General features: G+C 69.7%; 20 protein-coding genes. 13 read left to right on the top strand and 7 right to left on the bottom strand.

The annotated features are described in order from the left end of the window. Window positions 1-31: 31 nt before the first annotated feature. From LT972_RS04175 to LT972_RS04165, 3 genes are all read left to right on the top strand, one after another. Entirely contained in the window at window positions 32-1,744 is a 1,713-nt protein-coding gene (locus LT972_RS04175; RefSeq protein WP_232571944.1) for a hypothetical protein, read from the top strand. A 114-nt stretch (window positions 1,745-1,858) separates the two neighbouring features. After that, window positions 1,859-2,677 carry a transcriptional regulator TbsP gene (gene tbsP / locus LT972_RS04170; protein ID WP_232571943.1) on the top strand — a complete coding sequence of 273 codons (819 nt, stop codon included), beginning with the start codon at window positions 1,859-1,861 and terminating at the stop codon, window positions 2,675-2,677. 97 nt (window positions 2,678-2,774) lie between these two features. Beyond that, a complete protein-coding gene (locus LT972_RS04165; RefSeq protein ID WP_232571942.1) occupies window positions 2,775-4,472 on the top strand; it encodes a YcaO-like family protein in 1,698 nt (565 codons plus the stop codon). Between the two features lie 363 nt (window positions 4,473-4,835). Here LT972_RS04165 and surE read toward each other — a convergent pair whose 3' ends face one another. Beyond that, window positions 4,836-5,609, bottom strand: coding sequence for a 5'/3'-nucleotidase SurE (surE, locus tag LT972_RS04160; RefSeq protein WP_232571941.1), 774 nt, complete (start codon window positions 5,607-5,609; stop codon window positions 4,836-4,838). Between the two features lie 166 nt (window positions 5,610-5,775). Between surE and LT972_RS04155 the strand changes: the two genes are divergently transcribed. From LT972_RS04155 to LT972_RS04125, 7 genes are all read left to right on the top strand, one after another. Next, window positions 5,776-6,537, top strand: coding sequence for a ZIP family metal transporter (locus LT972_RS04155; protein WP_390226321.1), 762 nt, complete (start codon window positions 5,776-5,778; stop codon window positions 6,535-6,537). 63 nt (window positions 6,538-6,600) lie between these two features. Further along, a complete protein-coding gene (gene rqcH / locus LT972_RS04150; RefSeq protein ID WP_232571939.1) occupies window positions 6,601-8,712 on the top strand; it encodes a ribosome rescue protein RqcH in 2,112 nt (703 codons plus the stop codon). Then, window positions 8,712-9,335 carry a DUF4013 domain-containing protein gene (locus LT972_RS04145; protein ID WP_232571938.1) on the top strand — a complete coding sequence of 208 codons (624 nt, stop codon included), beginning with the start codon at window positions 8,712-8,714 and terminating at the stop codon, window positions 9,333-9,335. Before rqcH ends, LT972_RS04145 begins: the two co-directional genes overlap by 1 nt. 57 nt (window positions 9,336-9,392) lie before the next feature. After that, a complete protein-coding gene (locus LT972_RS04140; protein WP_232571937.1) occupies window positions 9,393-10,343 on the top strand; it encodes an ABC transporter substrate-binding protein in 951 nt (316 codons plus the stop codon). Further along, window positions 10,340-12,196 (top strand): HAMP domain-containing protein, encoded by a 1,857-nt coding sequence (locus LT972_RS04135; protein ID WP_232571936.1) that lies wholly within the window; start codon window positions 10,340-10,342, stop codon window positions 12,194-12,196. Before LT972_RS04140 ends, LT972_RS04135 begins: the two co-directional genes overlap by 4 nt. Before the next feature lie 55 nt (window positions 12,197-12,251). Continuing rightward, on the top strand, window positions 12,252-13,319 hold the full coding sequence (locus LT972_RS04130) for an mRNA surveillance protein pelota (protein WP_232571935.1): 1,068 nt from the start codon (window positions 12,252-12,254) through the stop codon (window positions 13,317-13,319). Between the two features lie 57 nt (window positions 13,320-13,376). Then, window positions 13,377-14,846, top strand: coding sequence for a globin-coupled sensor protein (locus LT972_RS04125; protein ID WP_232571934.1), 1,470 nt, complete (start codon window positions 13,377-13,379; stop codon window positions 14,844-14,846). Here the strand turns inward: LT972_RS04125 and LT972_RS04120 are convergent. After that, window positions 14,843-15,574 carry an MBL fold metallo-hydrolase gene (locus tag LT972_RS04120; RefSeq protein ID WP_232571933.1) on the bottom strand — a complete coding sequence of 244 codons (732 nt, stop codon included), beginning with the start codon at window positions 15,572-15,574 and terminating at the stop codon, window positions 14,843-14,845. The two genes, LT972_RS04125 and LT972_RS04120, sit on opposite strands and share 4 nt — an antisense overlap. Before the next feature lie 95 nt (window positions 15,575-15,669). On the opposite strand from LT972_RS04120, the gene LT972_RS04115 reads away from it, so the two are divergent. Continuing rightward, the gene (locus LT972_RS04115; RefSeq protein WP_232571932.1) at window positions 15,670-18,438 is read left to right on the top strand and encodes an ATP-dependent helicase; all 2,769 of its coding nucleotides are present in this window, start codon (window positions 15,670-15,672) and stop codon (window positions 18,436-18,438) included. 2 nt (window positions 18,439-18,440) lie between these two features. Here LT972_RS04115 and LT972_RS04110 read toward each other — a convergent pair whose 3' ends face one another. Then, on the bottom strand, window positions 18,441-18,641 hold the full coding sequence (locus tag LT972_RS04110) for a hypothetical protein (RefSeq protein WP_232571931.1): 201 nt from the start codon (window positions 18,639-18,641) through the stop codon (window positions 18,441-18,443). A gap of 66 nt (window positions 18,642-18,707) precedes the next feature. Continuing rightward, a complete protein-coding gene (locus tag LT972_RS04105) occupies window positions 18,708-21,362 on the bottom strand; it encodes an ATP-dependent helicase (RefSeq protein WP_232571930.1) in 2,655 nt (884 codons plus the stop codon). A 501-nt stretch (window positions 21,363-21,863) separates the two neighbouring features. On the opposite strand from LT972_RS04105, the gene LT972_RS04100 reads away from it, so the two are divergent. Next, on the top strand, window positions 21,864-22,415 hold the full coding sequence (locus LT972_RS04100) for a hypothetical protein (RefSeq protein ID WP_232571929.1): 552 nt from the start codon (window positions 21,864-21,866) through the stop codon (window positions 22,413-22,415). A gap of 64 nt (window positions 22,416-22,479) precedes the next feature. After that, a complete protein-coding gene (locus tag LT972_RS04095; protein ID WP_232571928.1) occupies window positions 22,480-22,818 on the top strand; it encodes a cupin domain-containing protein in 339 nt (112 codons plus the stop codon). A gap of 51 nt (window positions 22,819-22,869) precedes the next feature. Here LT972_RS04095 and LT972_RS04090 read toward each other — a convergent pair whose 3' ends face one another. From LT972_RS04090 to LT972_RS04080, 3 genes are read right to left on the bottom strand one after another with little or no spacing between them, the layout of a single operon-like run. Next, the gene (locus LT972_RS04090) at window positions 22,870-23,088 is read right to left on the bottom strand and encodes a glycine zipper 2TM domain-containing protein (RefSeq protein ID WP_232571927.1); all 219 of its coding nucleotides are present in this window, start codon (window positions 23,086-23,088) and stop codon (window positions 22,870-22,872) included. Window positions 23,089-23,130: 42 nt separating this feature from the next. Then, window positions 23,131-24,081: a zinc-dependent metalloprotease gene (locus tag LT972_RS04085; protein WP_232571926.1), complete on the bottom strand. Its 951-nt coding sequence runs from the start codon at window positions 24,079-24,081 to the stop codon at window positions 23,131-23,133. Window positions 24,082-24,120: 39 nt separating this feature from the next. Next, window positions 24,121-24,399, bottom strand: a complete 279-nt coding sequence (locus LT972_RS04080) for a hypothetical protein (protein WP_232571925.1) — start codon at window positions 24,397-24,399, stop codon at window positions 24,121-24,123. Window positions 24,400-24,496 lie beyond the last annotated feature (97 nt).

Raw genomic sequence — 24,496 nt, 5'->3', positions numbered from 1 at the left:
TATATGGCCCGTCGGCAAACACCGGGGGTGCGTGACCCAGGGGGAACAGACCGACGCCCGACCGCCCGACGGTGCCGGCGTCAACGGGGAGCGAGCACGAGCGCCCAGCGCCACGGTCACCATCCCGAAGACCCTCGACGGCGTCGCGACGGCGCTCGAACACGCGGCCGCCGCCCACCGCACGACGACGCCCGACCGCGCGACGCAGTCGATGCGCGCCCACCCGCCGTCCTTCGCGTTCGGTGACGCGGTGGACGTGCCCGCGAGCGTCGCCGACGCCACCCCGGAGACGGGCATCGAGTTGGTGGTGCCGCGGTCGCTGCGCGCGCTGTTCGTGACCGCGCCGCTCGCGTACTACCTCGGCGCCGACGTGGCAGTCGAAGCCAACGTCACGCCGCGACTTCGCGCGCCAGACGTCGGCGTCTCGCTGGCGTTCGACGCGCTCACCGCGGACGTTCCGGAGACGCTCGCGCGCGTCTTCTGGCTGGACTGCGTGGCGCGCTCCGCCGGCCCGAACGGCGACCCGAGACTCGCCGAACGCGACGCGCTCGCCGACCTCGAGTTCGACCCGCGGGCCGCCTACGACGCGTCGCCCGACGAGCGCCTGCGTCGCTACCTCGACGTGCCCTTCGACCGCGTCGCCGACCGGTTCCCGGAGTGGCCGCTGGCGATGCACGCCGCGCCGAACCTCGGACACGTCCGCGTGCTGCCGTTCCTGCTCGACCGCCTCGCGTTCGTGTTCCCGCCGGAGACCGCCACACTCGAGAAACAGGAGTTGGTGTCGCGGTCCCTCGACGACTTCTACCGGGGCGCGCCCGGCCCCGTCGCGACCGTCGAAATGCTGAAACCGAAAGCCCGTCCCGGCCGCACGCAGGGCTGGCTCGCCGACGGCGCGCCCATCGACGTGTTCAAGACGCACCCCGCGGCCTACCGGAACCACCTCCGGTACCTCCGGCGGGACGACGACGAGATGTCCGTCGCGGTCGTGTTGAACGACGACAGCATGGCGGGCGAACACGACGCCGTCGCTGACATCTACGCCGCCCGCGCGCAGTCGTTCCCGATGGACGTCTCGCTCCACGAAGGGCTCACGCGGGACGAACTCGCGGGCGTCTTCGAGTCCCACCACGAGTTCGTCCACTACATCGGGCACTGCGAGGTCGACGGCCTCCGGTGTGCGGACGGCCACCTCGCGCTCGCCGACCTCGACGAGACGAACGTCGAGACGTTCTTCCTGAACGCGTGTGGCTCCTACTACGAGGGTCTCGACCTCGTGAAACGCGGGAGCGTCGCGGGCGCCGTGACCTTCCGGAAGGTGCTCGACGAGCAGGCCGCGAAGGTCGGCACCGCGTTCGCGCGCCTGCTCGTCAACGGCTTCCCCATCGAGACGGCGCTCCGACTGGCGCGCCGCCGCATCAGGATGGGGAAGGACTACGCCGTCGTCGGGGACGGCACGCAGACGCTCTCGCGGACGGACGAGGGCGACGCCCGCGTGGCGTACCTCACCAGTCAGCCCGACGGCGACTACCGGGTGTCGTGGCGCCACCTCGCGGGGAGCGGCCACGGCGACCACTACGAACTCGACGGCGGCCTCGCCGACCGACCGCGGCTCTGTGGCAACCCCGCGGAGTTCACCGCGTCCGCCGCGGACGCCGCCGCGTTCCTCGACGGCACCGACCAGCCGGCCGTCGTCGACGGGACGTTCTACTGGGCGGACGAAGCCGCCGCCACACTGCGGGAGTGAGAGGGCGACGCCGACCACCCCCTCGGTTTCCTGCGGTAGGCGGCTCCTATCGGCGTTTTACGCTCTCCGGAGCCGGTAAAATTAAATAGATAGATTCCCTATCCGCATTCATAGATGCCATCGAATCTTCTGGGTACGAGCGTCGAGGACGTCCTCGCGGCCGTCTTCGAGAGCGAGCCGAGCGAGTTGTTCGTCGTGAATCCGGCCGCCAGCACCATCGAACGACTCGTCGAAGCGGGGAACGGCTTCGACGGCGACCTCCCCGAAATCCGCCTCCTCGGCGACGAGAGCACCCTCAAGGACGTGATGGGTGACTTCATCGTCGCGAGCAACACGGCGAACCTGGTCGAAGCCGGCGACCTCGAACTCCGCGTCCTCGACGACGACGCCCGGAGTTCGATGCTCGTCACGGCGAACCGAACCGTCGCGCTCCTCGAAGCCGGCGGCCTCGTCGGCGGCCTCGCCACCGACGACGACGAGTTCGCGACGACCGCCTACGACGCCATCGGCGACGACTGGGACGCCGCCGAGGCGTACAACCTCCGCACGCCCGCCATCGACCGCGTGCGTCAGAGCCTCGACGACGAAATCAGCCCCGAGGTCGAAGACGACTTCGAGGGCGTCCTCTCCTCGCTGGAGACCGCCCGCGGCGACGGCGACGGCCTCGACGAGGTCACCATCAGCCTGCTCGTCGCGGCGAAGAACCGCGAACTCCTCTACGACATCAGCAAGTGGGGCGAGGACGTCGGCATCGCGTCGAAAGCGACGTTCTCCCGCACGAAGACGAAACTCGAGGACCTCGGTCTCATCGACACCGAGAAGGTCCCCATCGACGTGGGTCGCCCGCGCCTCCGCCTGAAACTCGCGGACGAGCGCCTCGAAGACGCCTCCGCCTCGGAACTCGCGAACACGGCACAGTCCGTCCTCGCGTAAGCCGTCCCGTTCGTCCCCGCGCGGTACGCTCTCCCGAACCCCGTACTGTTTTCCCGCCGTCCCGCCTCCGCGTAGCCATGTACTCGGAGGGTTCGCCGTGACCGTCGCCGTCGTCGGCGACGGGCCCGCGGTGGAGGCGGTTCGTGCCGCGCTCGGGGACGCCGACGCGGCCGTGGAATCGACCGACGTGGCGGGCGTCGCGGGCGCAGACCTCGCGGTGGTCGTCGGCGTCGCGGGCGCGGGCGGCTTCCGGGCCGCGAACGACCACGCGAGAGAAGGTGGCACGCCCCTCATCGCCGTCGAAGTGGGCGGCCTCGGCGGCCAACCGCTGGCGGGCGTGGACGCCGGCGTCTCCGTCCTCGCGCCGGAGGGGCCGTGTTTCGAGTGTTTGGCTCACCGCGTCGCCGCCACCGACCAGGAGCGCGCGGCGTCGCCGTCCGCCGAGCGGTCGGCGGTCCGCCTCGCCGGCGCGCACGCCGGCCGCTTCGCGACCGACGCGCTGGCCGGCGACGTCGTCCCCGGGACCGTCGTGGAACTCCCGCACGCCGAGCGCTCGCTCGCGCCGGTGCCGAACTGCGACTGCGGCGACCGCCCCGACCGCGACGTGCGCCGGGACGCCGAACCCCGGAGCCTCGACGCCGCGCTCGCAGCGGCCGAACCGCTCGTCGACGACCGAATCGGGCTGCTGACCGCGGTCGGCGAGCGCGAGTCGTTCCCCGCACCCTACTACCTCGCGATGACCAGCGACACCTCGGGGTTCAGCGACGCCGACGCCGCCGCGCAGGCCGCGGGCGTCGACGCCGACTGGAACGCCGCCTACATGAAAGCCGTCGGCGAGGGCCTCGAACGGTACAGCGCCGGCGTCTACCGCGAACGCGACTTCGAGTCGGCGTCCGCGGACGACGAGAACGCCGTCTCTCCCGAGGCGTTCGTCCGCCCCGAGGGCGCGAGCGCGTCGGACGCGCTCGAATGGGTGCGCGGCGAACACCTGCAGACCGGGGGCGACGCGCTCCTCCCCGCCGACCGCGTCGTCTTCCCGCCGCCCGAGGGGTCGACCGGCCCCGCCATCACGACCGGCCTCGGCCTCGGCAATTCGGGGACTGAAGCCCTGCTGTCGGGGCTCTACGAGACAGTCGAACGCGACGCCACGATGCTCTCGTGGTACTCGACGTTCGACCCGCTCGGCCTCGCCGTCGACGACGACGGCTTCGCCGAACTCGAGAAGCACGCCGGCGCCGAGAACCTCGACGTGACGGCCCTGCTCTGCACGCAGGACGTGGACGTGCCCGTGGTCGCCGTCGCCGTCCACCGCGACGACTGGCCGCGGTTCGCGCTCGGGTCCGCCGCCGACCTCGACGCCGACGCCGCCGCGCGCTCCGCGCTCGCGGAAGCGCTCCAGAACTGGATGGAACTCCGCGCTATCGGCCGCGACGACGCCCCAGAGGAGGACGGCGCCATCGGCAAGTACGCCGACTTCCCGCGCGAAGTCCGCGGCTTCGTCGACCCCGACACCACCATCGCCGCGAGTGACGTGGGCCCGGACGACCCACCCGAGGGCGCCGCCGAACTCGACGCCGTCCTCGACGCGCTCGCGGACGCCGGCCTCGACGCCTACGCCGCCCGCCTCACGCCCCGGGACGTAGAGCGCGCCGGCTTCGAAGCCGTCCGCGTCCTCGTGCCCGACGCCCAACCGCTGTTCGTCGACCAGCCGTTCTTCGGCGAGCGCGCCAAGGAAATTCCCCGAGAGATGGGGTTCCAGCCGCGGTTAGACAAACCGTTCCATCCCTTCCCCTGAGACGCACTTTTTGCGCTGCGTGAGGGGCGCGCAGAGCGCGCCCCTCACTCGGCAAAAACTTGCGGAAAAAGCGCGTCGTCCTCCCGGTGGTCGTCCTCGCGCCCGCGAGCCGACGGCTCGCGGTGAATCGCGGACCTTCCGGGTCCTTCGGACCGCTCGGTCCGCGAACGCTAGCCCGGCCGGCCGACCAATTAGTCGTGAAGCATCCGCGAGCGAGCGGCTTGAAAAGCCCGAGCGACGCGGTTCACAGCGCGCGAAGCGCGCTGGCGCCGAGCACCCCCGGTAGGGGGTGCGACGGGGCTTTTTCCCCAAGTTTTTGCCGAGGGGGTGGCCGCAGGCCACCCCCGCAGCGCAAAAAGTGGGTTAGAGTAGCCCGCCGACCGTCGCGCCGTCGGCGATGGCGTGGGGGACGGTGAGCGGGGAGACCGAAACCTCGTTGTCGACGCAGGCGTGGCGGTCGGTGCCGGCGGGGTCCGGAATATTTTGGTCGAGGAACTGGTCCCAGAAGCGGTCTTCGACGTCGATGCCGTCCTGTGTGAACTCGGCCTGGAGTTCGTACTCCTCGGTGGGGCGGGTGACGCGCTGGACCGGGTCGTCGGCGTACTCGGTGGCGGGAGCGTTGACCGAGAGGTAGTCGGCGGTGGGGAGCAGGTCGCCGGCGACGAACTCGGGGAGGATGTCGGCGACGGCGTCGGCGGGGAGTGTGAATTGGTCGTACGTGGGTTCCCAGTCGCCGGCGGGGTCGAACTCCCAGTCGTACATCGAGGCGGCGACGGCGGGAATGCCGAGGAACGCGGCTTCCATGGCGGCGCCGATGGTGCCCGAGCGCGCGAGGATGTGCGCGCCGAGGTTCGGGCCGTCGTTACAGCCGGAGACGACGACGTCGGGCGTCATGTCGAGGGCGGCGACGGCGACGCCGACGCAGTCCGCGGGGGTGCCGTGGACGGCGTAGCCGCGCTCGCGTTCCTCGTAGTCGAGGGTGTCGTAGGTGCGGGTCTGGCCCGAGCCGGATTGCTCGCGGGCGGGCGCGACGACGGTGACGTCGTGGGCGTCGTCGAGGCGGTCGTAGAGCGCGCGGATACCGGGCGCTTCGATGCCGTCGTCGTTGGTCAGGAGGACGGACAGCGAGTCGGTCATTGGCGTCCGTTGCGACTGGGTGCGTGTAGCCGTTTTGGAACGCGGTCGTTCGGCGGGTCGGTTCGGCGATCGACTCGGGTCGACGGGCGGATTTAATGTGGCGTCTCCCGACAAAGCAGGCGTGCTCGAATCGTGGTTCGTGGACGTCGTCGGCACCGACCCCCTGATGCAGGCGCTGGTCGGCGGCGTCGTCATCGCGGGCCTGAATCTGCTCGGCGCGCTGCTGGTGGTGGTGTGGCGCGACCCCAGCCAGCGGTCGCTGGACGGCGCGCTCGGGTTCGCGGCGGGCGTGATGCTCGCCGCGAGTTTCACGAGTCTCATCCTCCCCGGCATCGAACTCGGCGGGCACAACGGCGTGCTGGAGGTCATCGCGGGCATCGTACTCGGCGTCGCGCTGTTGGACCGCGCGGACCGCTGGGTGCCCCACGTCCACGTCCTCATCACGGGCCGGCGGCGCGCCGACCAGACGGTTTCGGAGCGCGATTTGGCGCCGCTGTTGTTGTTCATCGTCGCTATCACCATCCACAACATGCCGGAGGGGTTGGCGGTCGGCGTCGGGTTCGGGAGCGGGAACCTCGGGGACGCGCTGGCGCTGATGTTCGCCATCGGCGTCCAGAACATCCCGGAGGGGCTCGCGGTGTCTGTCGCCGCGGTGAACGCGGGGTTCGACCGCACGACGTACGCCGCGCTCACCGGGATTCGGGCGGGTATCGTGGAGATTCCGCTGTGTCTGTTCGGCGCGTGGGCGGTCACCGTTTCGGGCGCCGTGCTGCCGTACGCGATGGGCTTTGCGGCGGGCGGCATGCTGTTCGTCATCAGCGACGAAATCGTACCGGAGACGCACGCGAACGGCCACGAGCGAGTCGCGACGCTCGGGCTGATGGCGGGTGTCGTCGTGATGTTGTACCTCGACGTGACGCTGGGGTGAGCCCCGAGTCGGCGGGCGCCCCAATCGTAAGGCAAACGCCGGCCCGCCCACAAGGGGGTGTTCATGGACCAGAAGCGGGAGTTGACGAGCGTCGACCTCGTCGCCCTCACGGCGGAACTCAACGGCTTGCAGGGGGCGAAAGTCGACAAAGTCTACCTCTACGGGGACGACCTCGTCCGCCTGAAGATGCGGGACTTCGACCGGGGGCGCGTGGAACTCCTCGTCGAGGTCGGTGACACGAAGCGCGCACACGTCGCCGCCCCCGAGCACGTGCCGGACGCGCCGGGTCGACCGCCGAACTTCGCGAAGATGTTGCGGAATCGGCTGTCGGGCGCGGACTTCCACGAGGTGCGCCAGCACGGCTTCGACCGGATTCTGGAGTTCGAGTTCCGACGCGAGGACCAGGACACCACCATCGTCGCGGAACTGTTCGGGGACGGGAACGTCGCCGTCCTCGACCAGAACGGCGAGGTCGTGGACTGTCTGGACACCGTGCGCCTCCAGTCCCGGACCGTCGCGCCGGGGAGCCAGTACGGCTTCCCGAGCGCCCGCGTGAACCCCCTCGACTTGGACTACGAGGCGTTCGCGGCGAAGATGCGGGACTCCGACACGGACCTCGTGCGGACGCTCGCGACGCAACTGAACTTCGGCGGCCTGTACGCCGAGGAACTCTGCACGCGGGCGGGCGTCGAGAAGACGAAGGACATCGAGGCGGCCACGGAGGACGACTTCCGGGCGCTCTACGACGCGAGCGAGCGCCTGCTGGACGCCATCCGCGCGGGCGACCTCGACCCCCGCGTCTACTACGAACCGGGCGAGGACGGCGAGGACCGCGGCGAACGCGTGGACGTGACGCCGATGGCCCTAGAGGAGTACGCCGACCGCCCGAGCGAGGCGTTCGAGAACTTCAACGACGCGCTCGACGACTACTTCACGAACCTCGATACGACCGAGGAGGAGGAGGGCGGCGAGGCCGCCACCCGGCCCGACTTCGAGGCCGAAATCGAGAAGCAGAAACGCATCATCCAACAGCAAGAGCAGGCCATCGAGGACTTCGAGGCGCAGGCCGAGACGGAGCGCGAGAAGGCCGAAGCGCTGTACGGCCACTACGACCTCGTGGACGACCTGCTGTCGACGGTGCGGGACGCCCGCGAGGCCGGCCACGCGTGGCAGGACATCGCGGACACCCTCGACGACGCGAAGGGCGACGTGCCCGGCGCGGACGCGTTCGCGGGCGTGAACGAGGCCGAGGGAACCGTCCGCGTGCGCGTCGACGACCACACCATCGAACTCCGCCCGGAGGACGGCGTGGAGAAGAACGCCGACCGCCTCTACACGGAGGCCAAGCGCATCGAGGAGAAGAAGGAGGGCGCGCGCGCCGCCATCGAGAACACCCGCGAGGACCTCGAAGCCGCGAAGCAACGGCGCGACGAGTGGGAGGCCGAACCCGAGGAAGAACGCGACGAGGAGGAGGAAGACGAGGACGTCGACTGGCTCTCGCGCGCGTCGATTCCGATTCGCAAACAGGAGCAGTGGTACGAGCGCTTCCGGTGGTTCCGAACCTCGGAGGGGTTCCTCGTGTTGGGCGGTCGGAACGCCGACCAGAACGAGGAACTGGTGAAGAACTACATGGACCGCTACGACCGCTTCTTCCACTCGCAGGCCCACGGCGGCCCCATCACGGTGTTGAAGACGTCGGCGCCGAGCGAACCCTCGAACGACATCGAGGTGCCCGAGGCGAGCAAGCGGCAGGCCGCGCAGTTCGCGGTCTGCTGTTCGTCGGTGTGGAAGGACGGCCGCGGCGCGGGCGACGCCTACATGGTCAGCCCCGACCAGGTGTCGAAGACGCCGGAGTCCGGCGAGTACTTAGAGAAGGGCGGGTTCGCGGTCCGGGGCGACCGCACGTACTTCCGCGACCTGCCCGCGGAGTGGGCGGTCGGCATCGCCTGCGAACCGCACACGCGCGTCCTCGGCGGCCCCATCGACGCCGTCGTCGACCAAGTCGAGACGCACATCGAAATCGAGCCCGGGCGGTACGCGCAGGGCGACGCCGCCAAGCGCATCTACCGGGAGTTCCGGGAGCGCTTCGCGGACGACTCGTTCGTCCGGAAGGTCGCCAGCCCCGACGAGATTCAGAAGTACATGCCGCCGGGCGGCAGTCGCATCCGGGACTGATGCGAGACGCCCTGTGGTACCCGCTCGCGGGCGACGCCGAGACGCGCTACCTCGCCGGGTGGATTCTCCACCTCCTGCACGCGCTCGTCCTCCCGGTCGTCCCGCTCGTCTGGATGGTCGGGGTGCTCGGCGGCGTCGCGCGCTCTGCCGCACGCGGCGACGACCCGCCGGCGCTCGACGCCGAGGGCGTCTCCCGCGACGCGCTCCGCGTCTCGCTCGTGCTGGCGGCGTACGCCGTCCCGGTGGCCGGCGTGCTCGCGCTCGGCGCCCTCGTCCTCCCGTCGGGCACCGACGTGCCCGCCGCGCCCGTCGCGTTGCTCGCCGCCGGCCTGCTCGGATTGCTGTTGCCAATCGTCTACGTCGCGCCCGCGAGCGTCGTCCACGCCTCGGTCTCGGAGTCCCTGCGCGCCGGTTTCGACCGCGAGCGAATCGGACGCACGCTCGGTGATGCCCGGTACTTCACGCGCTGGGCGGCCGGCCTCGGCGGTCTCGCGGCGGCCGCAGTCGCCGCCGGCGCGCTCGGCGACTACCTCGTCGGCTACCTGCTCGCCGTCTACTGCGAGGTGTTCGCGTTCGCCTGTTTCGGGTGGGGCGCGAGTGCCACGGTCGAACGAGCGCGCTGACGGGCCAGTCACGTTAGTAGGAGGATATATCCGTGATGCGTGCCAACTCGTGTCAATATGCCTCCGACTCGCCGGCGCTACCTCGAACGACTCGGGGCTGCCGGCGGCGTCGCGGTGGCGAGCGCCCTCGCCGGCTGTGGCGAGAACCGCGCCGAACGCGAGTCGGTGACGAACGTCCGCGTCGGGTCGAAGCCCTTCGCGGAACAGCGGATTCTCGGCTATCTCGCGTACCACCGGCTCCGCGACGTCGACGGCGTGCAGGCCGTCGACGAAATCGGCTACGGGACCTCCAGTGAGAACTGGACCGCGACGGCGGCGGGCGTAAAGGACGTTTACTGGGAGTACACGGGAACCGCGTGGAGTCGCCTGCCGCCCCGGCGCGCGGAGCGAGTGACCGACCCCCGACGCCTCTACGAGCGCGTCGCGGCCGACGCCCGCGAACGCGGCCTTCGGATGGCCGAACCCGCGCCGTTCTCCAACGAGTACGTGCTGGTCGCCGACCGCGCGTGGAGCGACCGGACTGACGTGACGACGCTGAGCGAGTTCGCGACCCACGTGGCCGACGGACGCACGTCGTTCGGCGTCGCGGTGAACGAGGACTTCTACCACCGTCGGGACGCGTGGCGCGGCGTCCTCGACCACTACGGCGTCAGCGCGGGGACGCAAGCCGAACTGGAGTCCGGCGGCTTCGTCGTCACGTCCGTCGGGCTGACGTACGAACTCGTCGCGAACGGGGACGCGTCGGTCGCGAGCGGCTTCGCGACCGACCCGCAACTCGAACGCGAGTCGCTGGTGGTACTCGACGACGACCGCACGTACTTCCTGCCCTACCAGCCGTCGCCGACGGCACACGCCCAGACAGTCGCCGCGAACCCCGACGTCTTCGACGCCCTCGCGCCGGTCGCGGCGTCACTCGACGAGGCGACGATGCGACGACTGAACCGCCGCGTGCTGGTGGACGGCGAACCGCCATCGGCGGTGGCGGCGTCCCACCTGTCGGGGGTGTGACCGTGCGCGAGACGCTCCGGTCGCTGCCCGTCGTCCGGCGCGTCGTCGCCGCGGTCGCCGCGTCCTACCGCCGGAAGCTCGCGGCGGCGCTGCTCGTCGCGTTGCTCGTCGTCGCGGCGGCCACGGTCGGCCTCTACTTCCAACTCGGCGGTCTCCTCGAGGACAACGTCGAGCAATCGATGACGGCGGCCGCAAACGCCGAGGCGGACGAACTCACGGAGTGGAGCAGTCAGAACCGCCTGGTCGCGCGCGTCCTCTCCGAACACCCGGTGTACGAGACCGGCGACGCCGACGCCGTCAGGGCGTACCTCCGGACGCAGCGAGCCGACAGGCAGGAAGCCGACATCGAGAACGCGTACGTCGTCGACCGCCGGAACCTCACCGTCCAGACGAGCGCGCGCCGGTCGCTGGAGGGCACGCCGGTCGCCGACCTGCCGTGGGAAGAGGAATTCGCGTTCCGCGACTTCGACGACGTGCGCATCACCCGACCCTACGAGACGGCGACCGGCACGACGGTCGTCGGGCTCGTCACGCCGATTCGCGGAACGCCCGGCCACCTGCTGGTCGTCGCCGTCGACGCGGCGAGCGTCTTCCAGCGGTTCGAACACCCGGTCGACGGCGGGTTCACGCGCGTCGTCGACTCGAACGGCACCGTGGTGTTCGCGGACGACCGCGACGCGACGCTCCAGCAGTACCTGCCACAGACGCTGCGTGCGCCCTCGGTGAGCCGCGGACTACACGGCGAGTCCGGGTTCGTCGCGGACGCGAGATACGAGCGGTCAGCAGACGACGGAGCGTCGTACGTCGCGGCGTTCGCGCCCGTCGAGGGGACCGACTGGGTCGTCGTGGAGCACGCGCCCGAGAGCGAAGCGTACGCCATCGCTCGACGGGCGCGGACGTGGATCGGGTTGGTCGGCGTCCTCGCGTTCGCCGGCCTCCTCGGCGTCGTCGCCGTCGTCGGCGCCGACGTGCGGGGCGCGCTGGCGTCGCTGTCCTCGCGCGCCGAACGCATCGAGGACGGCGAGTACGACGTGGACTTCGACACGGACCGCCCGGACGAGTTCGGGGACTTGAACCGCACGCTCGCGAACACGCGGGACACGCTCCGGCGCCGAATCGAGGAGATACGGGAGACCCGCGACGAACTGGAAGCGTCGAACGCGGCCCTCGAAGAGCGGTCGGCGATGGTGAGCGTGCTGAACCGCGTGCTCCGGCACAACGTCAGGAACGACGTGAACGTCGTCGCGGGGCGCGTGGCGCTGGTCGCCGAACGGGTCGAGGACGACGAACTGCGGGCCGAACTCGAGGGCGTGCGCGAGACGGCACTCGAGTTGGCCGCGATATCCGACCGCACGCAGCGAATCAAGCAGTTGCTCGCCGAGGAGAACGCGAATCCGGGGCCGCTGCGGGTGGTCGACGCGCTCGACGGCGCGCTCCGCGACGTCGCCGAGTCGCGGTCTGACGCGTCGGTCGACGTGACCGGCGACGCCGACGCGGTCGCGGTGGCGGTGCCGACGCTACCGGGGGCGGTGGCCGACGTCGTCGAGCAGTTGGTCGACGCGAACGACGGCGCGGTGGCCGTCGACGTCTCGGTCCGCCGGGAGCGCTCGAACCCGGAGCGCGACGCCGAGTCGGTGGTCGTCACGATAGCCGACGACGCCGACGGCCTGCCGGACCTGGACGTGGAGGTGGTCGGCGAGGGCGAGGAGACGCCGCTGAACCACGCCGACGGGCTGGCGCTGTGGTGCCTGGAGTGGACCGTCGCGAAGTCGGGCGGCGACCTCGTCGTGGCGTGCGGGGACGACCCCATCGAGATTCGCCTCCCGGCGGTCGAGGGCGTGCGCGACGAGTGAGGCGCCGCCGCCCCGAAGGGGAGGGTCTTTTCTTCTCGGGGGCGTCCGTGGAGGTATGCAACTGAAGGAGCGCCGCGGCGTCGAGGGCGGCGGCGAGCGCATCACGCTCGTCCCGGAGAGCCTCGACGACCTCTGGCACCTCGCGTACGTCCTCGAACCCGGCGACCTCGTGGCGGGGGACACCCACCGCCGCATCCAGCGCAACGACGACCAGATGCGGGATACGGGCGGGGAGCGCGAGCACATGTTCGTCACCATCGACGTGGAGGACGTGGAGTTCCACAAGTTCTCGAATCGCCTCCGCGTCTCCGGCACCATCGCGGACTGCTCGCGGGAGGACCAACTCGGCCTCCACCACACGCTGAACGTCGAGGAGCGCGAGGAGATAGAGATAGAGAAGGTCTGGAAGCCCGACCAGATAGAGCGCCTGAACGAGGCCGTCGAGGCGACCGACCAGCCGGAGGTCGCCATCGCCACCGTCGAGGAGGGCGAGGCGTACATCCACGTCGTCGCGCAGTACGGCATCGACGAGTACGGGTCGTTCACGGGGACGACCGGGAAAGGCGAGTACTCCCGGTCCCGCGAGGAGCTGTTCGACGAACTCGGGAGCGCGCTCGGGCACCTCGACGCGGACGCAATCATCCTCGCTGGCCCCGGATTCACGAAGCAGGACGCCCTCGACTACATCGAGGAGGAGTACCCCGATTTGGTGTCGAAGATTACCGTCGTGGACACGAGCGCGGCGGGCGGCCGGGGCGTCCACGAGGTGCTCAAGCGCGGCGCCGTCGAGGACGTCCAAGAGGAGACGCGCATCGCCGAGGAGTCCGAACTCATCGACGAACTCACCGAGCAGATGGCGACCGACGGGAAGGCCGCCTACGGTATCGAGGAAGTCGAGAAGGCAGTGGAGTTCGGCGCCGTCGAGGACCTCCTGATTCTGGACGAGCGCCTGCGCGTGGAGCGCGCCGGCGAGGGCGACTGGGACGTGGACGTCAACGACCTCGTGACGAAGGTGGAACGACAGGGCGGGAGCGTGACGGTGTTCAGCCACGAGTTCGCGCCCGGCGAGCAGTTACGGAACCTCGGCGGCATCGGCGCCGTCCTGCGATACCGCCTCGACTGACTCTCAAATATTGTAATCGGGGCCAACCCATAAGTCGGGGAGCGAGAGAGCGTCCGTATGGCAGCAGACGACGCCCCGCAGGTGGACGAGGAGGTCCGCCGCGGGGTCGACGGGAACCGACTCGCAGACCGCATCGGACTGGACGCCGAGGAGATAGCGTGGCGCAAGGAGTTCACCGGCCTCGACGCCGGCGACGCGGACGCCCTCGCCGACGAATCCGCCCTCTTCGACTCGGTCGCCGACGACCTCGTGGCGGACTTCTACGACCACCTGCAGGGCCACGAGCGCACACTCGACATCTTCGGGCGGTCGACGAAGACCGTCGACCAGCTCAAGCGCACGCAGACCGAGTACCTACGGGACCTCGGGCGCGGCGAGTACGACCGCGAGTACGTCGAGCAGCGCGCCCGAATCGGGAAGATTCACGACGTGCTCGACCTCGGGCCGGAGGTCTACCTCGGGGCGTACACGAAGTACTACGAGGGGCTGCTGGACGCGGTCGCCGAGGACGTGACCGAGGACCGCGGTGCGGAGGCCGAGGCCGCCGTCTCGGAACTCGCCGAGCGGTTCCTGCCGATGTTGAAACTGCTGACGTTCGACCAGCAGGTGGCGATGGACACGTACATCGACTCGTACGCCCAGCGCCTCCAAGCGGAAGTCGACCGCCGCCAGGAGTTGGCGGGCGCGGTCGCAGAGGACGTCGAGGAACCGCTGTCGTCGCTGGTCGAGACGAGCGAGGACGTCGCCGCGCAGACCGACGAGATGCAGTCGCTGACCGACGCGCAGGTCGACCGGATGAGCGACGTGGCCCGCGAGATTTCGAGCGTGTCCGCGAGCGTCGAGGAGGTCGCGGCGACGGCCGACGACGTTCGCGAGACCAGCGAGGACGCCGAGGAGATGGCGCGACGCGGCGAGTCCGCGGCGGACGACGCGCTCGAAGTGATGGACGACATCGACGACGCGACCGACGGCGTCACCGACGACGTAGAGCGCCTCCAGGAGCGCGCGGCGGACGTGGAGGACGTGACCGGCGTCATCGACGACATCGCCGAGCAGACGAACCTGCTCGCGCTGAACGCCTCAATCGAAGCGGCGAGAGCGGGCGAGGCCGGTGACGGGTTCGCCGTCGTCGCCGAGGAGGTGAAGGCGCTCGCGGAGGAGTCCCGCGAGCAGTCCACGCGCGTCGAGGAGATGGTCGAACGCATGCAGGCCGACACCGAGGAGACCGTCGAGCAACTGGACGAGATGAACGCGCGCATCGCGGAGGGCGTCGAGCGCGTGGAGGAAGCGATGGAGACGCTGCGCGATATTACGGACGCGGTCGAGGCGGCCGCGACGGGCGTCCAGGAGGTGTCGGCGGCGACCGACGAGCAGGCGACGAGCACCGAGGAGGTCGCGGAGATGGTCGACGACGTGGACCGGCGCACGGGCGAAATCGCCGACGCGCTGGACGACGTGGCCGAAGCGACGGAGCGCCAGCGCCGGACCGTCGAGGAAGTGCGGGAGAACGTCGAGCGCTTGACTTAGACGTCGACCGAGAGGCCGTCGCGGGCGAAGTGGACGTCGCCGTCGTAGTGGGCCGCGATTGATTCCGTCATGGCGTCGTGTTCGCCGTCGGTGTGCGGGTAGAGGTGCGTCAGGTAGAGGTCGGGAATTCCGGAGCCGGACAGCGATTCGCCCAGTTGGGTGGGCGTCGGGTGGTTCGCCACGTCGACCTCGTCGGGGAACGAGCAGTCGTGGACGAGTGCCGAACAGCCCTCGGCGAATTCGGCCATCCCGTCGAAGGCCTCGGTGTCGCCGCTGAACGCGAGTTCGTCGTCGAACCGGTAGGCGTGGCCCGCCATCGAGTGCCGGGTCTCGATTGCGTCCACGTCGAACCCCGCGACGGAGAACGCGCCGGGTTCGACCTCGCGGACGGCGAGGTCGACGCGCCCCCGGAGGTAGTCGTGGACGTCCAGCAGGCCGTCCAGTAGGTCCTTCGTACCGGGCGGTCCGACGACGGTCAGGGACTCCTCGCCGGCGAGCCAGCGCGCCTTCAACAGCGGGAGGAGGTCGCTGACGTGGTCGACGTGGTGGTGCGTGAGCAACACGGTGTCGACGCCCTCGTAGCCCACGTCGGTGCGCGCGAGCGTGTGCAGGACGCCGCTCCCGCAGTCGACGAGCAGGCGGCTCCCGGGCTTCTCGACGAGCAGTCCCGTCTGCATGCGTTCGCCGGTTGGCATCGCCGAGCCGGTGCCGAGGAACGTGAGTCGCATACCCGAATCCGGGGCGGCCGCGGGGGTAAGCGTTCGGGACTCGGGACTCGAATCGTCGTCAGACACTTGCCCCGTGCGCCCCAACTCCGGGCCAGATGGGGACCGAGTCGGAGGCGCTGACCGGCCCGGCGGCGACCGACCGCGAGGTCTTAGAGAGCCTCGCGCCCGCCGTCCGCGAGTGGTGGGTCGACCAGTTCGGGCCGCCAGAGCAGAACGGCGGCTGTCTCACGCCGCCACAGCGCGAGGCGGTTCCGCTCGTCCGGGACGGCGAGAACGCGCTCGTCGCGGCGCCGACGGGGAGCGGGAAGACGCTCGCGTCGTTCACGGCGATTCTGAACGAACTGTTCGAGCGCGAGCGCGCCGACGGCCTCGACAACGCGGTCTACTGCCTCTACGTGTCGCCGCTGAAGTCCCTCGCGAACGACATCGAGCGCAACCTCGCCGAGCCGCTGTCGGGCATCGCCGAGCGCCTCGCCGACCGCGGCGTCGAGACCGACGTTCGGCAGGCGATTCGCCACGGCGACACCTCGGACTACGAGCGCCGGCAGATGCTAGAGGAGACGCCCCACATCCTCAACACGACGCCGGAGACGCTCGCGATTCTCCTCAATTCGCCGAAGTTCCGGGAGAAACTGGCGAGCGTGGAGTACGTCGTCGTCGACGAGATTCACAGCCTCGCGGACTCGAAGCGCGGCACCCACCTCTCGGTGAGTCTGGAGCGCCTCCAGCGACTCGCCGACGGGTTCACGCGCATCGGCTGTTCGGCGACGGTCGAACCGCTCTCGGACATCGCGCGGTTCCTCGTCGGGTTCGAGCGCGCGGAGCCACGCTCCGCGGAACACGCGAGCGGACAACGCCCGCGAGACGACCACGACGAACGAACGGCGCGGGACTGCGAAATCGTGGACGCGCGGTTCGCGCGGGACTACGACCTCGAACTCCACTGCCCGACGCCGGACCTGGTGAACGCCTCGCGGGGCGCGGTCAACGACGCGTTCTACGACGAACTCGGCGACCTGATAGCCGACTACGACAGCACGCTCGTGTTCACGAACACGCGGTCGGGCGCCGAGCGCGTGCTCGAAACCCTGCGGGAGCGCGGCGTCGCGAGCGAGGACGCGTCGGCCTGCCACCACGGGTCGCTCTCGAAGGACCGCAGACAGGAAGTCGAGAAGCAACTGAAGGAGGGCTCTCTCGACGTGACCACCACGTCGACGAGCCTCGAACTCGGCATCGACATGCCCCACGTCGATTTGGTGGTGCAGGTCGGGTCGCCGAAGTCCGTCGCCAGCCTGCTCCAGCGCGTCGGGCGCGCCGGCCACCGCCCCGGCCGGACGGTGACGGGGCGCGTCGTCGCGCTGGACCGCGACGAACTCGTGGAGTGCGCGGTGATGCTCCGGCAGGCCGAACGGGGGTTCGTGGACCGCGTCCACATCCCCGAGCGCGCCCAAGACGTGGCCGCCCAGCACGTCTACGGGATGGCGATTGCGGGACCCCTCAAGGAGGCCGAGGTGAAGGCGACGCTCCGGTCGGCGTACCCCTACCGGGAGTACAGTGAGACCGAGTACGAGCAACTGCTCCGGTATCTCACCGCGGACTACGACGGCCTCGAAGACCGGAACGTCTACGCGAAGGTGTGGCGCGACGAGAACGACCCGCCGGGGGGCGACGACGGCGACACGGACGACCCCACGTCGGGCACCCACCACTACCCCGACTTCGAGGTGGGCGAGACCCTAATCGGGAAGCGCGGCCGGCTCGCGCGCCCGATTCTCCTCCAGAACCTCGGCACGATTCCGGACTCCTTCTCGGTGAACGTCTACGTTCGCGGCGACGACGACTGGGTCGGCCAACTGGACGAGAGCTACCTCGACACGCTCGAAGCCGGGGACGTGTTCGTGCTCGGCGGCGACCGGTTCGCGTACCGGTACCGGCGCGGGTCGAAGGTGTACGTCGACCGGACGAGCGAGCGCGCGACGGTGCCGTCGTGGTTCTCCGAGCGCCTCCCCCTCTCCTACGACCTCGGCCGCGAAATCGCGCGCTTCCAGTCCGAACTCGTGGAGAAACACGCGCAAGGCGGGGCGGCCGCGGTGCGCCGGTGGCTGCGCGAGTTCCCCGTCGACGGGAACGCGGTCAGGGCGCTCGCCCGGATGTACGACCACCAAATCGAGTACGCAGGTACGGAGAGCGTCAGCACCGAGGACCGCATCGCAATCGAGCAGGTGAAAGACCGCGACGAGTACCGGCGGCGCTACCACGTCCGCACGCCCTACGGCCGGCGGTTCAACGACGGCCTCTCCCGTCTGCTCGCGTACCGGTGTGCGAACGAGGCGAACGCGAACGTCGCCGTCTCCGTCGCCGACAACGGCTTCACGCTCGCGATGCCCCTCAACCGGAAGGTGGACGTGCCCCGACTGCTCCGCGAGACGGACCCCGAGAGCGTGCGCGCGAACCTCCGGGACGCGCTCGACGGCACCGACCTGCTGGAGCGGTACTTCCGCATCGACGCGACGCGCTCGCTGCTCGTCCTGAAGCGCTACAAGGGCCACGAGAAGTCCGCGAGCAAGCAACAGGTCGCCAGCGAGATGCTACTCGGGTTCGCCGAGGAACTCGAGGACTTCGCCGTCATCGACGAGACCTATCGGGAGTTAATCGAGGACAAACTCGACCTCGCGGGCGTCCGCGAGGTGCTGGCGGGCGTCCGCGACGGCGACGTCGAAGTCACGGAAACGACGCTCCGGTCGCCGTCCCCCCTATCCTTCGGGCTGGCGACGCTCTCCGCGAGCGACGTGGTGCTCGCCGACGACGAGGACGCCGTGCTGCGGGAGTTCCACGAGCGCGTCCGCGAACAGGTCGAGGACTGACCTCACTCGTCACCGGCGCCGAGCGCGACGCCGAACGCCACTCCCATCGACAGGCCGACCGACATCCAGAGCGCGAGGTTGTCCAACGCGACGCCGAGCGCGGTCCCGAGCCCGACCCCGATTGCCATGCCGACGCCGACGTACGCGCCCATCTGCTCGCTCTCCTCGTCGGCTCCGGTTCTGTCTCCGTCGACCTCGGTCATGCGTCACCGATAGCGGGGGCCGACGATAACTGTACGGACTGTCGACACGGTGGGCGTTGGTGGGCGCTACTGGATGCTCGCCCAGTCGACCATCCGGTCGTAGAGGGGTTCCGACCGCAGCGCGGCCTCGTCGCCGACGAGCACGAGGCTCTTCTTCGCCCGGCTGAGCGCGACGTTCACGCGCCGGTGGTCCTCGAAGATGGGGCCGTCGAGGTCGCCCGTCGCGACGAAGGAGACGACGATGACCTCCTTCGAGGAGCCCTGGAACCGGTCGACCGTGTCGACCGCCACGCCCTCCGGGACCAGCCGGCCGACTTCCGCCACTTGCGCGCGGAACGGCGCGATGACGCCGACGTCTCCCGGAGCCAGCCCTGCGTCGACGTACGCTTCGACGATTTCAGCGACGCGCTCGCCCTCCTCGGAGTCGACGTGCGCGTCGTCGGTGCCCGGCACGTCGTGGAAGGACACCCCGTCGCGGACGAACTCGTCTCCGCCCGTCTCCACGCCCACGTCGGCGAGTCGCTGGCCCGCCACCTCGCCGGTCGCCGGGCGCAGTTGGCCGTCGTAGAACTCCCGCGAGGAGAACGCCTGGATGCGCTGGCTCATCCGGTACTGCTGGTCGAGCAGCACCGAGGCCTCCGGGTGGGTCTCGTAGAGTCGCTGGAACAGCGACTTCGAGAGGCGGCCGCCAGAGCGCACGACGGGCGGGAGTTGCTCGTGGTCGCCGACGAGCACGAACCGGTCGCCGCGGTTGACGGCGGCGAGCGTGTCCGGTTCGGTGAGTTGGCTCGCCTCGTCGACGAGCACCACGTCGAACTCCTGTTCGCGCATCACCCGCGAGCCACACGTCGCGGTGGTCGCCGCCACCACGTCGGCGGACTGGAGCGCTCGCGCGCGCTCCGCCGGGTCGCCGGATTTGTTCAGGCGCAGGTCCTGCATGTCGGGCCGAACGCCGTTCTCGGTGCCGACGCGAACGATACTATCGTACCCCTGCTCGCGGAGCGCTTCGAGGGCGTTGTCGACGGCTCGGTTCGTGAACGCGGACAGCAGGACGCGGTCGCCGCGCTCCACGAACGCCCGAATCAGCGTGGCGATGGTGTACGTCTTCCCGGTGCCCGGCGGGCCGTGAACGAGCGCGAAGTCCTCGGCGTTCAGCGCCCGGTTCACGGCCTCGTTTTGCGCGTCGTTGTTCGGAATCAGGCCGTGGTCCTCGCCCTCGAAGTCGGGGCTCGCGCGGTCGAACAGGAGGTCCTTCCGGCGCTCGTCGCCTTTGAGGAGCGCGTCGTGGAGCGCGGTCAGCATTCTGTCGACGTTCAGTTCGGACGGGTAGACGTCCAGCCGTCGGAGTTCGACCGGTTCGTCGGTCGTCACCTCGACGCGGGACTCGTCGAGGACTTCGACGCGCGCCATCTCCGCGGTGCCCTTCACGGGGTCGCCGTCGGACGCCAGTACGCGGTCGCCCTCCCGAATCTTCGAGGCGGCGCTGCTCGGGCGGTCGGCGGTGAGTCGCCACCGGCCGTCCCCGAGTTCGGTCTGGTCGTCGGGTTCGAGGCCGATGACGGCGCGGTCGTCGTCCGCGCGCTCCTCGGCGGACTGCTCCCAGAGTTTCCGGTACTCGTCGTGGACCGACGCGCGCTCCCGTTCCACCGCGTCGTACATCTCGTCGAAGTAAACGCGTTCTTCCTCGGGAATCGGCTGACCGAGTTGGCCCGCCTTCGACTCCTGGTCGAGGCGGCCGGAGACGACCATGCAGGTGTCCTGCTCGAAGCAGTACTCGCACTTCGCGTCGGCCTCGTAGCCCGTCGGCGGGCCGTCCCGGGCTTCGAGCGCGGCGAGGTGGTTGCGCTCCCGGACGACGAACTGGAGGAACCCCCGGCCGATGGAGAACTCCTTGGCGGGCGAGAGGTCGCCGGTCTCCTCGTTGCGCTCGACGGCCGCGTTCTTCGTGTAGAGGAGTGTGCCGGTGTCGGCCGGGACGCCGCGCTCGTCGAGCATCAGCGCGTAACAGGCCGCCTGCACCTTGTCGTGGAAGCGCGGGTCGCGGTTCGTGTTCTTCCCCGTCTTCAGTTCCACCGGCATCCCGCGCCGGATGGCGTCACACCGGCCCTTGATACCGAAGCGCTCCGAGACCAGCGTGTACTCCGAGCGCCAGCCGTCCTCGTCCGTCAATTTCCCTTGGTTCAGCCAGCCCTCGATGGCCGAGGCGTTCGCGCGCACGTCGGCCTCGACCTCCTCCCGCTCCCGCCCGAGCAGGCCGAGTTCGAGGCCCGCCTCGCTCACGCGCTCCTCGATGGCGTCGTCCAAATCCCGGCCCCGGAGCAGGTCCCCGAACACCTCGTGGACGATGGTCCCCTTCGTGACGGGGTATTTGAGCGGGAGTCCCTGGAGTTTGTTCAGGTAGTACATCCGCGGGCACTGCACGAACTCCCGGATGTTCGTCACGTCCACGAGGAAGTCGGGCTCCACGACGACCCACGACTCCTTGCTCGTCGAATACTGCGTCTCCCCGTTCCACTCCTTTTCCTCGGCGTCGGTCACGAGAAGGTCCATCCCGGCGTCGAGGTAGTCGGCCGTCTCGGTCCACTTCCCCCAGAGCGTGACCTGCACGGACTCGCCCTCGCTCTCGGGTCGCACTCGGACCTCCAGAATGTCCTTCTCGCCGTACTGCGTACTCACCGACCGAACCCCCTCGACGTCGGTGACCTCGCCCCGAACGTTCACGATGGGTGTGTGGCGAGGGCGGCGAATAACGGTGTCGCTCCTAGTCATAGACGGCTGATTCTTGGCACCATCTCGGGAGTGTCCCTCTTCGAAAGCCCCCGCGTTCTCGGGTCGCGCGCCTCGCTGTGCGCGTCGCTCACTCCGTTCGCTTCCGTGCTTGCGTCGGCGGGCTTCCCCGAGAACGCGGCCCCTTTCAGTCCACCCGTGCCAGTGAATCAGCCGGCAGACTCCGGCCGTCCGGTCAGCCGGTAGTCGGGTGGGAATTCGAAAGGGGCGGCGTTGTGGACGAAGCAGGACGAAGGTGAGCCGAGCGAGGCGAGGCGAACGACGGGAGAGGTCGCTCTCCCGAGACAAGCACGCGACCGTAGGGAGCGCGCGCAGCGAGGCCCGCGAGTCCACAACGCCGGGGCTTTCGGGGAGGAGTTCACGACGTCAGGAGCGCAAACCGAACACAACCGCTAGCCGACCGTTTAAGTCTCCGACCCACAAAGAAGAGCCGAGATGCGAGTACGGGACTGGGACGACATCGTCTCGGACGTGGTGGATTCCGGCGCGGACGCCGACGATTGGCGGGCCGTGGCGGGCGACCGGGCGTCGGGGGTCGGGGAGGACTTCTACCTCGGGCACCCGTCGCAGGGCGTCTACCACTTGAAGACGTACGCGAAGAACCCCTACGAGGTACACGGGGTTGGCGCGCGCGTCGCTCGGAAAGTGGACGACGGGCTCGCCGATTTCCTGCCGACCGAGGACGACGCGGGCCGGTTCGCGGTGCAGTCGCCCGTGGAGGACGAGGACGAGGCCGAGGAGAAGGCCAGCGAACTCGAACAGGTCGTGCAGGCGCACGCGGACGCGCCGACGACGCCCGACGACTTCTTCGAGGACGTGATGGAGACGCTGGACAGTCCGGCGTTCGGCCCGATGGAGTACGACCCGCACGGCCGCCCGGACCGGATGGACGACCTCGCGGACGAATTCGAGGACGCGGAGGAACTGCTGAACTCCGAACTGGACGATATCATCGACGACGACGGCGTCGGGCGCGGCTTCCAGTAGACGCGAACGCGCGTGCTTCGCTGCTGCCGCCCGAACTAAGACCGTGGCGCGCGTCTGTGCTCGCATGGCGTACGACACCGCCCAGAAGACGGACGCCGAGTCGGTCGTGCCCGAGGAGTACGGCGGCATGTGGTTCCTGAAAGACCACCTCGACACGGAGGAACTCGGGTTCACCGTGCTGGAACTCGAACCCGGCGCGAAAGGGAAAGAACACGACCACGGCGAGGACGGCCAGGAGGAGGTGTACTACGTGGTCGACGGCGTTGTCGATGTGGAAGTGGGCGACGAGACGGTGACACTCGAAGCGGAGGAGGCGATTCGGCTGGACGCCGGCGAGTCCAGACAGATTTTCAATCGCGGCGAGGAGCGCGCGAAACTCGTGCTGGCGGGCGCGCCGCTGTAAGCCGCGAGCACGACCGCGAAGCGCGCGGAAAACGAAAGGCGAGGCCGGTCGTCAGTCGTCGCCGGAGCGCGAGGGCTTCTTCTCTTTGACGTCGTCGACGACCGCGCTCACGTCGACGCGCTTCTCGCCGACGATGGCGCCGACGAGCGCGCCGACGCCCGCGCCGGTGCTGGCGGCGTTCCGGCTCGCGAGACCGCCGAGGAAGCCGCCCGCGGCGGCGCCGATTGCTGCGTACTTCGCTCGACTGAACACGCGCTTGAGTCGGGACATACCCGGAGGTACGCCGGCGACACGTATCAAGGTGCTGGCAGGCTACGCTTCGGGAACGCGCGCGAGCCAGCGCGCCGGCACCTCGAGTTCCTCTTCGGTCGGCAGGAACTCGGGGTCCTCCCAGACGCGGGACGCGCCGGCGAGACCGCGTTCGCCCGCGACGTAGGTGAAGAACTCCTTGCCGCGCTCGTACTGCTCGCGCTTGAGTTTGAAGCCGAGCGCGCGCTTCAGGAGTTTGGCGAACGGGCCGCCGCCCTTCCGGCGCCTGTCGAGTTTCCGGCGGAGGTCGGCGTACTCGCCGTCGAACGCCTCGTCCATCAGGAGTTCCGCGTACCCCTCGACGGCCGTCATCGCGACGTTCAGTTCGCGGAACGACTCGCGTTGCACGTCGCCGTCCGCGAGCGCGTCCACGCCGTCTTCGAGGCGGGATTCCAGGTAGTCCGGGAGCCACGGCGCGGCGCCGAACTCGGCGGCGTGCGTGACCTCGTGGAAGGCTATCCAGCGCCGGAACCGGGGGAAGTCGGTGTCGAGTTGCTCGGCGACTTTCACGATGTTCGGGTGGACGAAGTAGAGCGCGTGGTCGCCGCTCGCGAGGAGAAGGGGGTCGTACTGCCCGAGGACGTTCCGGGAGACGAACGCGAGCGCGCCCGCCGTCGTCGCGGTGTTGACGGTGCGCGCGACGCCGGGGAGGAGGCTGCCTCGCTCGTTCAGTGGTTCGAACGCGCGCCGGAACGTCGCGACGTTCGCGTCGATCCAGTGGTGGCGGTTCTGCAACTCGACGGTGTCGGGGACGTCGAAGTCGACGCCGGCGACCTCGCGGATGCGCTCGCGGGCGTCCCGCACGTCGGCGGCGTAGGCGTCTGCCTCGGCCTGCGAGAGGTCGAGGTCGCCGGGGTCGGTCGCGGCTTTCGCGGCGGCGGCGACCGCGTCCCAGTCGATGGCGCCGTCGCCGCTCGCGTCGGCGACGGCCCGCACACTCTCGAGGAGCGTCATACCGCTACTCGGCGACCGAGCGTAAAGTCCCTTCTGCCGTTAGGCGTCGATGTCGTCGATGTCCTCGAAGTCCTCCTCTTCGTCGTCGCTGCCGCCGCGCCGGCGCTTCATGCCGACGAGCGCCGCGACGACGACCAGCGCGACGAGCGCGACGATTGCGCCGAGACCGCCGGAGCCGCCCGACTCCTCGGTCTCGCTCTCCCAGTCGAAGGCCTCGTCGTCGGTCGATTCGTCGGCGTCCTCGATGTCGGCACCCTTCGTCATGGAGGGTGAGAAGTCGAAGTCGGGGTCGTGGAGGTGGAACTCGATGATTCCCATAGGTGTCTGTTCGCCGAACGGACGTATAGCCGTTGTGGGGGAACCGCTCACGGGGTTCCGACTCCCGTGGGTTCAAGGTCGAAGACGGGCGAGGGCG

The organism is Halobacterium litoreum, assembly GCF_021233415.1.
In the GTDB taxonomy this organism is placed as follows: Archaea; Halobacteriota; Halobacteria; order Halobacteriales; family Halobacteriaceae; genus Halobacterium; species Halobacterium litoreum.
Note: the sequence above shows the minus strand (reverse complement) of the source record. Positions and strands in the feature narration are given on the sequence as shown.

What these genes read in the sequence shown, in the direction of transcription:
- tbsP (WP_232571943.1), top strand. Translation starts at nt 1,859, where the DNA reads ATGCCATCGAATCTTCTGGGTACGAGCGTCGAGGACGTCCTCGCGGCC.
- surE (WP_232571941.1), bottom strand. Translation starts at nt 5,609, where the DNA reads ATGACCGACTCGCTGTCCGTCCTCCTGACCAACGACGACGGCATCGAA.
- LT972_RS04155 (WP_390226321.1), top strand. Translation starts at nt 5,776, where the DNA reads ATGCAGGCGCTGGTCGGCGGCGTCGTCATCGCGGGCCTGAATCTGCTC.
- rqcH (WP_232571939.1), top strand. Translation starts at nt 6,601, where the DNA reads ATGGACCAGAAGCGGGAGTTGACGAGCGTCGACCTCGTCGCCCTCACG.
- LT972_RS04145 (WP_232571938.1), top strand. Translation starts at nt 8,712, where the DNA reads ATGCGAGACGCCCTGTGGTACCCGCTCGCGGGCGACGCCGAGACGCGC.
- LT972_RS04140 (WP_232571937.1), top strand. Translation starts at nt 9,393, where the DNA reads ATGCCTCCGACTCGCCGGCGCTACCTCGAACGACTCGGGGCTGCCGGC.
- LT972_RS04130 (WP_232571935.1), top strand. Translation starts at nt 12,252, where the DNA reads ATGCAACTGAAGGAGCGCCGCGGCGTCGAGGGCGGCGGCGAGCGCATC.
- LT972_RS04125 (WP_232571934.1), top strand. Translation starts at nt 13,377, where the DNA reads ATGGCAGCAGACGACGCCCCGCAGGTGGACGAGGAGGTCCGCCGCGGG.
- LT972_RS04120 (WP_232571933.1), bottom strand. Translation starts at nt 15,574, where the DNA reads ATGCGACTCACGTTCCTCGGCACCGGCTCGGCGATGCCAACCGGCGAA.
- LT972_RS04115 (WP_232571932.1), top strand. Translation starts at nt 15,670, where the DNA reads ATGGGGACCGAGTCGGAGGCGCTGACCGGCCCGGCGGCGACCGACCGC.
- LT972_RS04110 (WP_232571931.1), bottom strand. Translation starts at nt 18,641, where the DNA reads ATGACCGAGGTCGACGGAGACAGAACCGGAGCCGACGAGGAGAGCGAG.
- LT972_RS04100 (WP_232571929.1), top strand. Translation starts at nt 21,864, where the DNA reads ATGCGAGTACGGGACTGGGACGACATCGTCTCGGACGTGGTGGATTCC.
- LT972_RS04095 (WP_232571928.1), top strand. Translation starts at nt 22,480, where the DNA reads ATGGCGTACGACACCGCCCAGAAGACGGACGCCGAGTCGGTCGTGCCC.
- LT972_RS04090 (WP_232571927.1), bottom strand. Translation starts at nt 23,088, where the DNA reads ATGTCCCGACTCAAGCGCGTGTTCAGTCGAGCGAAGTACGCAGCAATC.
- LT972_RS04085 (WP_232571926.1), bottom strand. Translation starts at nt 24,081, where the DNA reads ATGACGCTCCTCGAGAGTGTGCGGGCCGTCGCCGACGCGAGCGGCGAC.
- LT972_RS04080 (WP_232571925.1), bottom strand. Translation starts at nt 24,399, where the DNA reads ATGGGAATCATCGAGTTCCACCTCCACGACCCCGACTTCGACTTCTCA.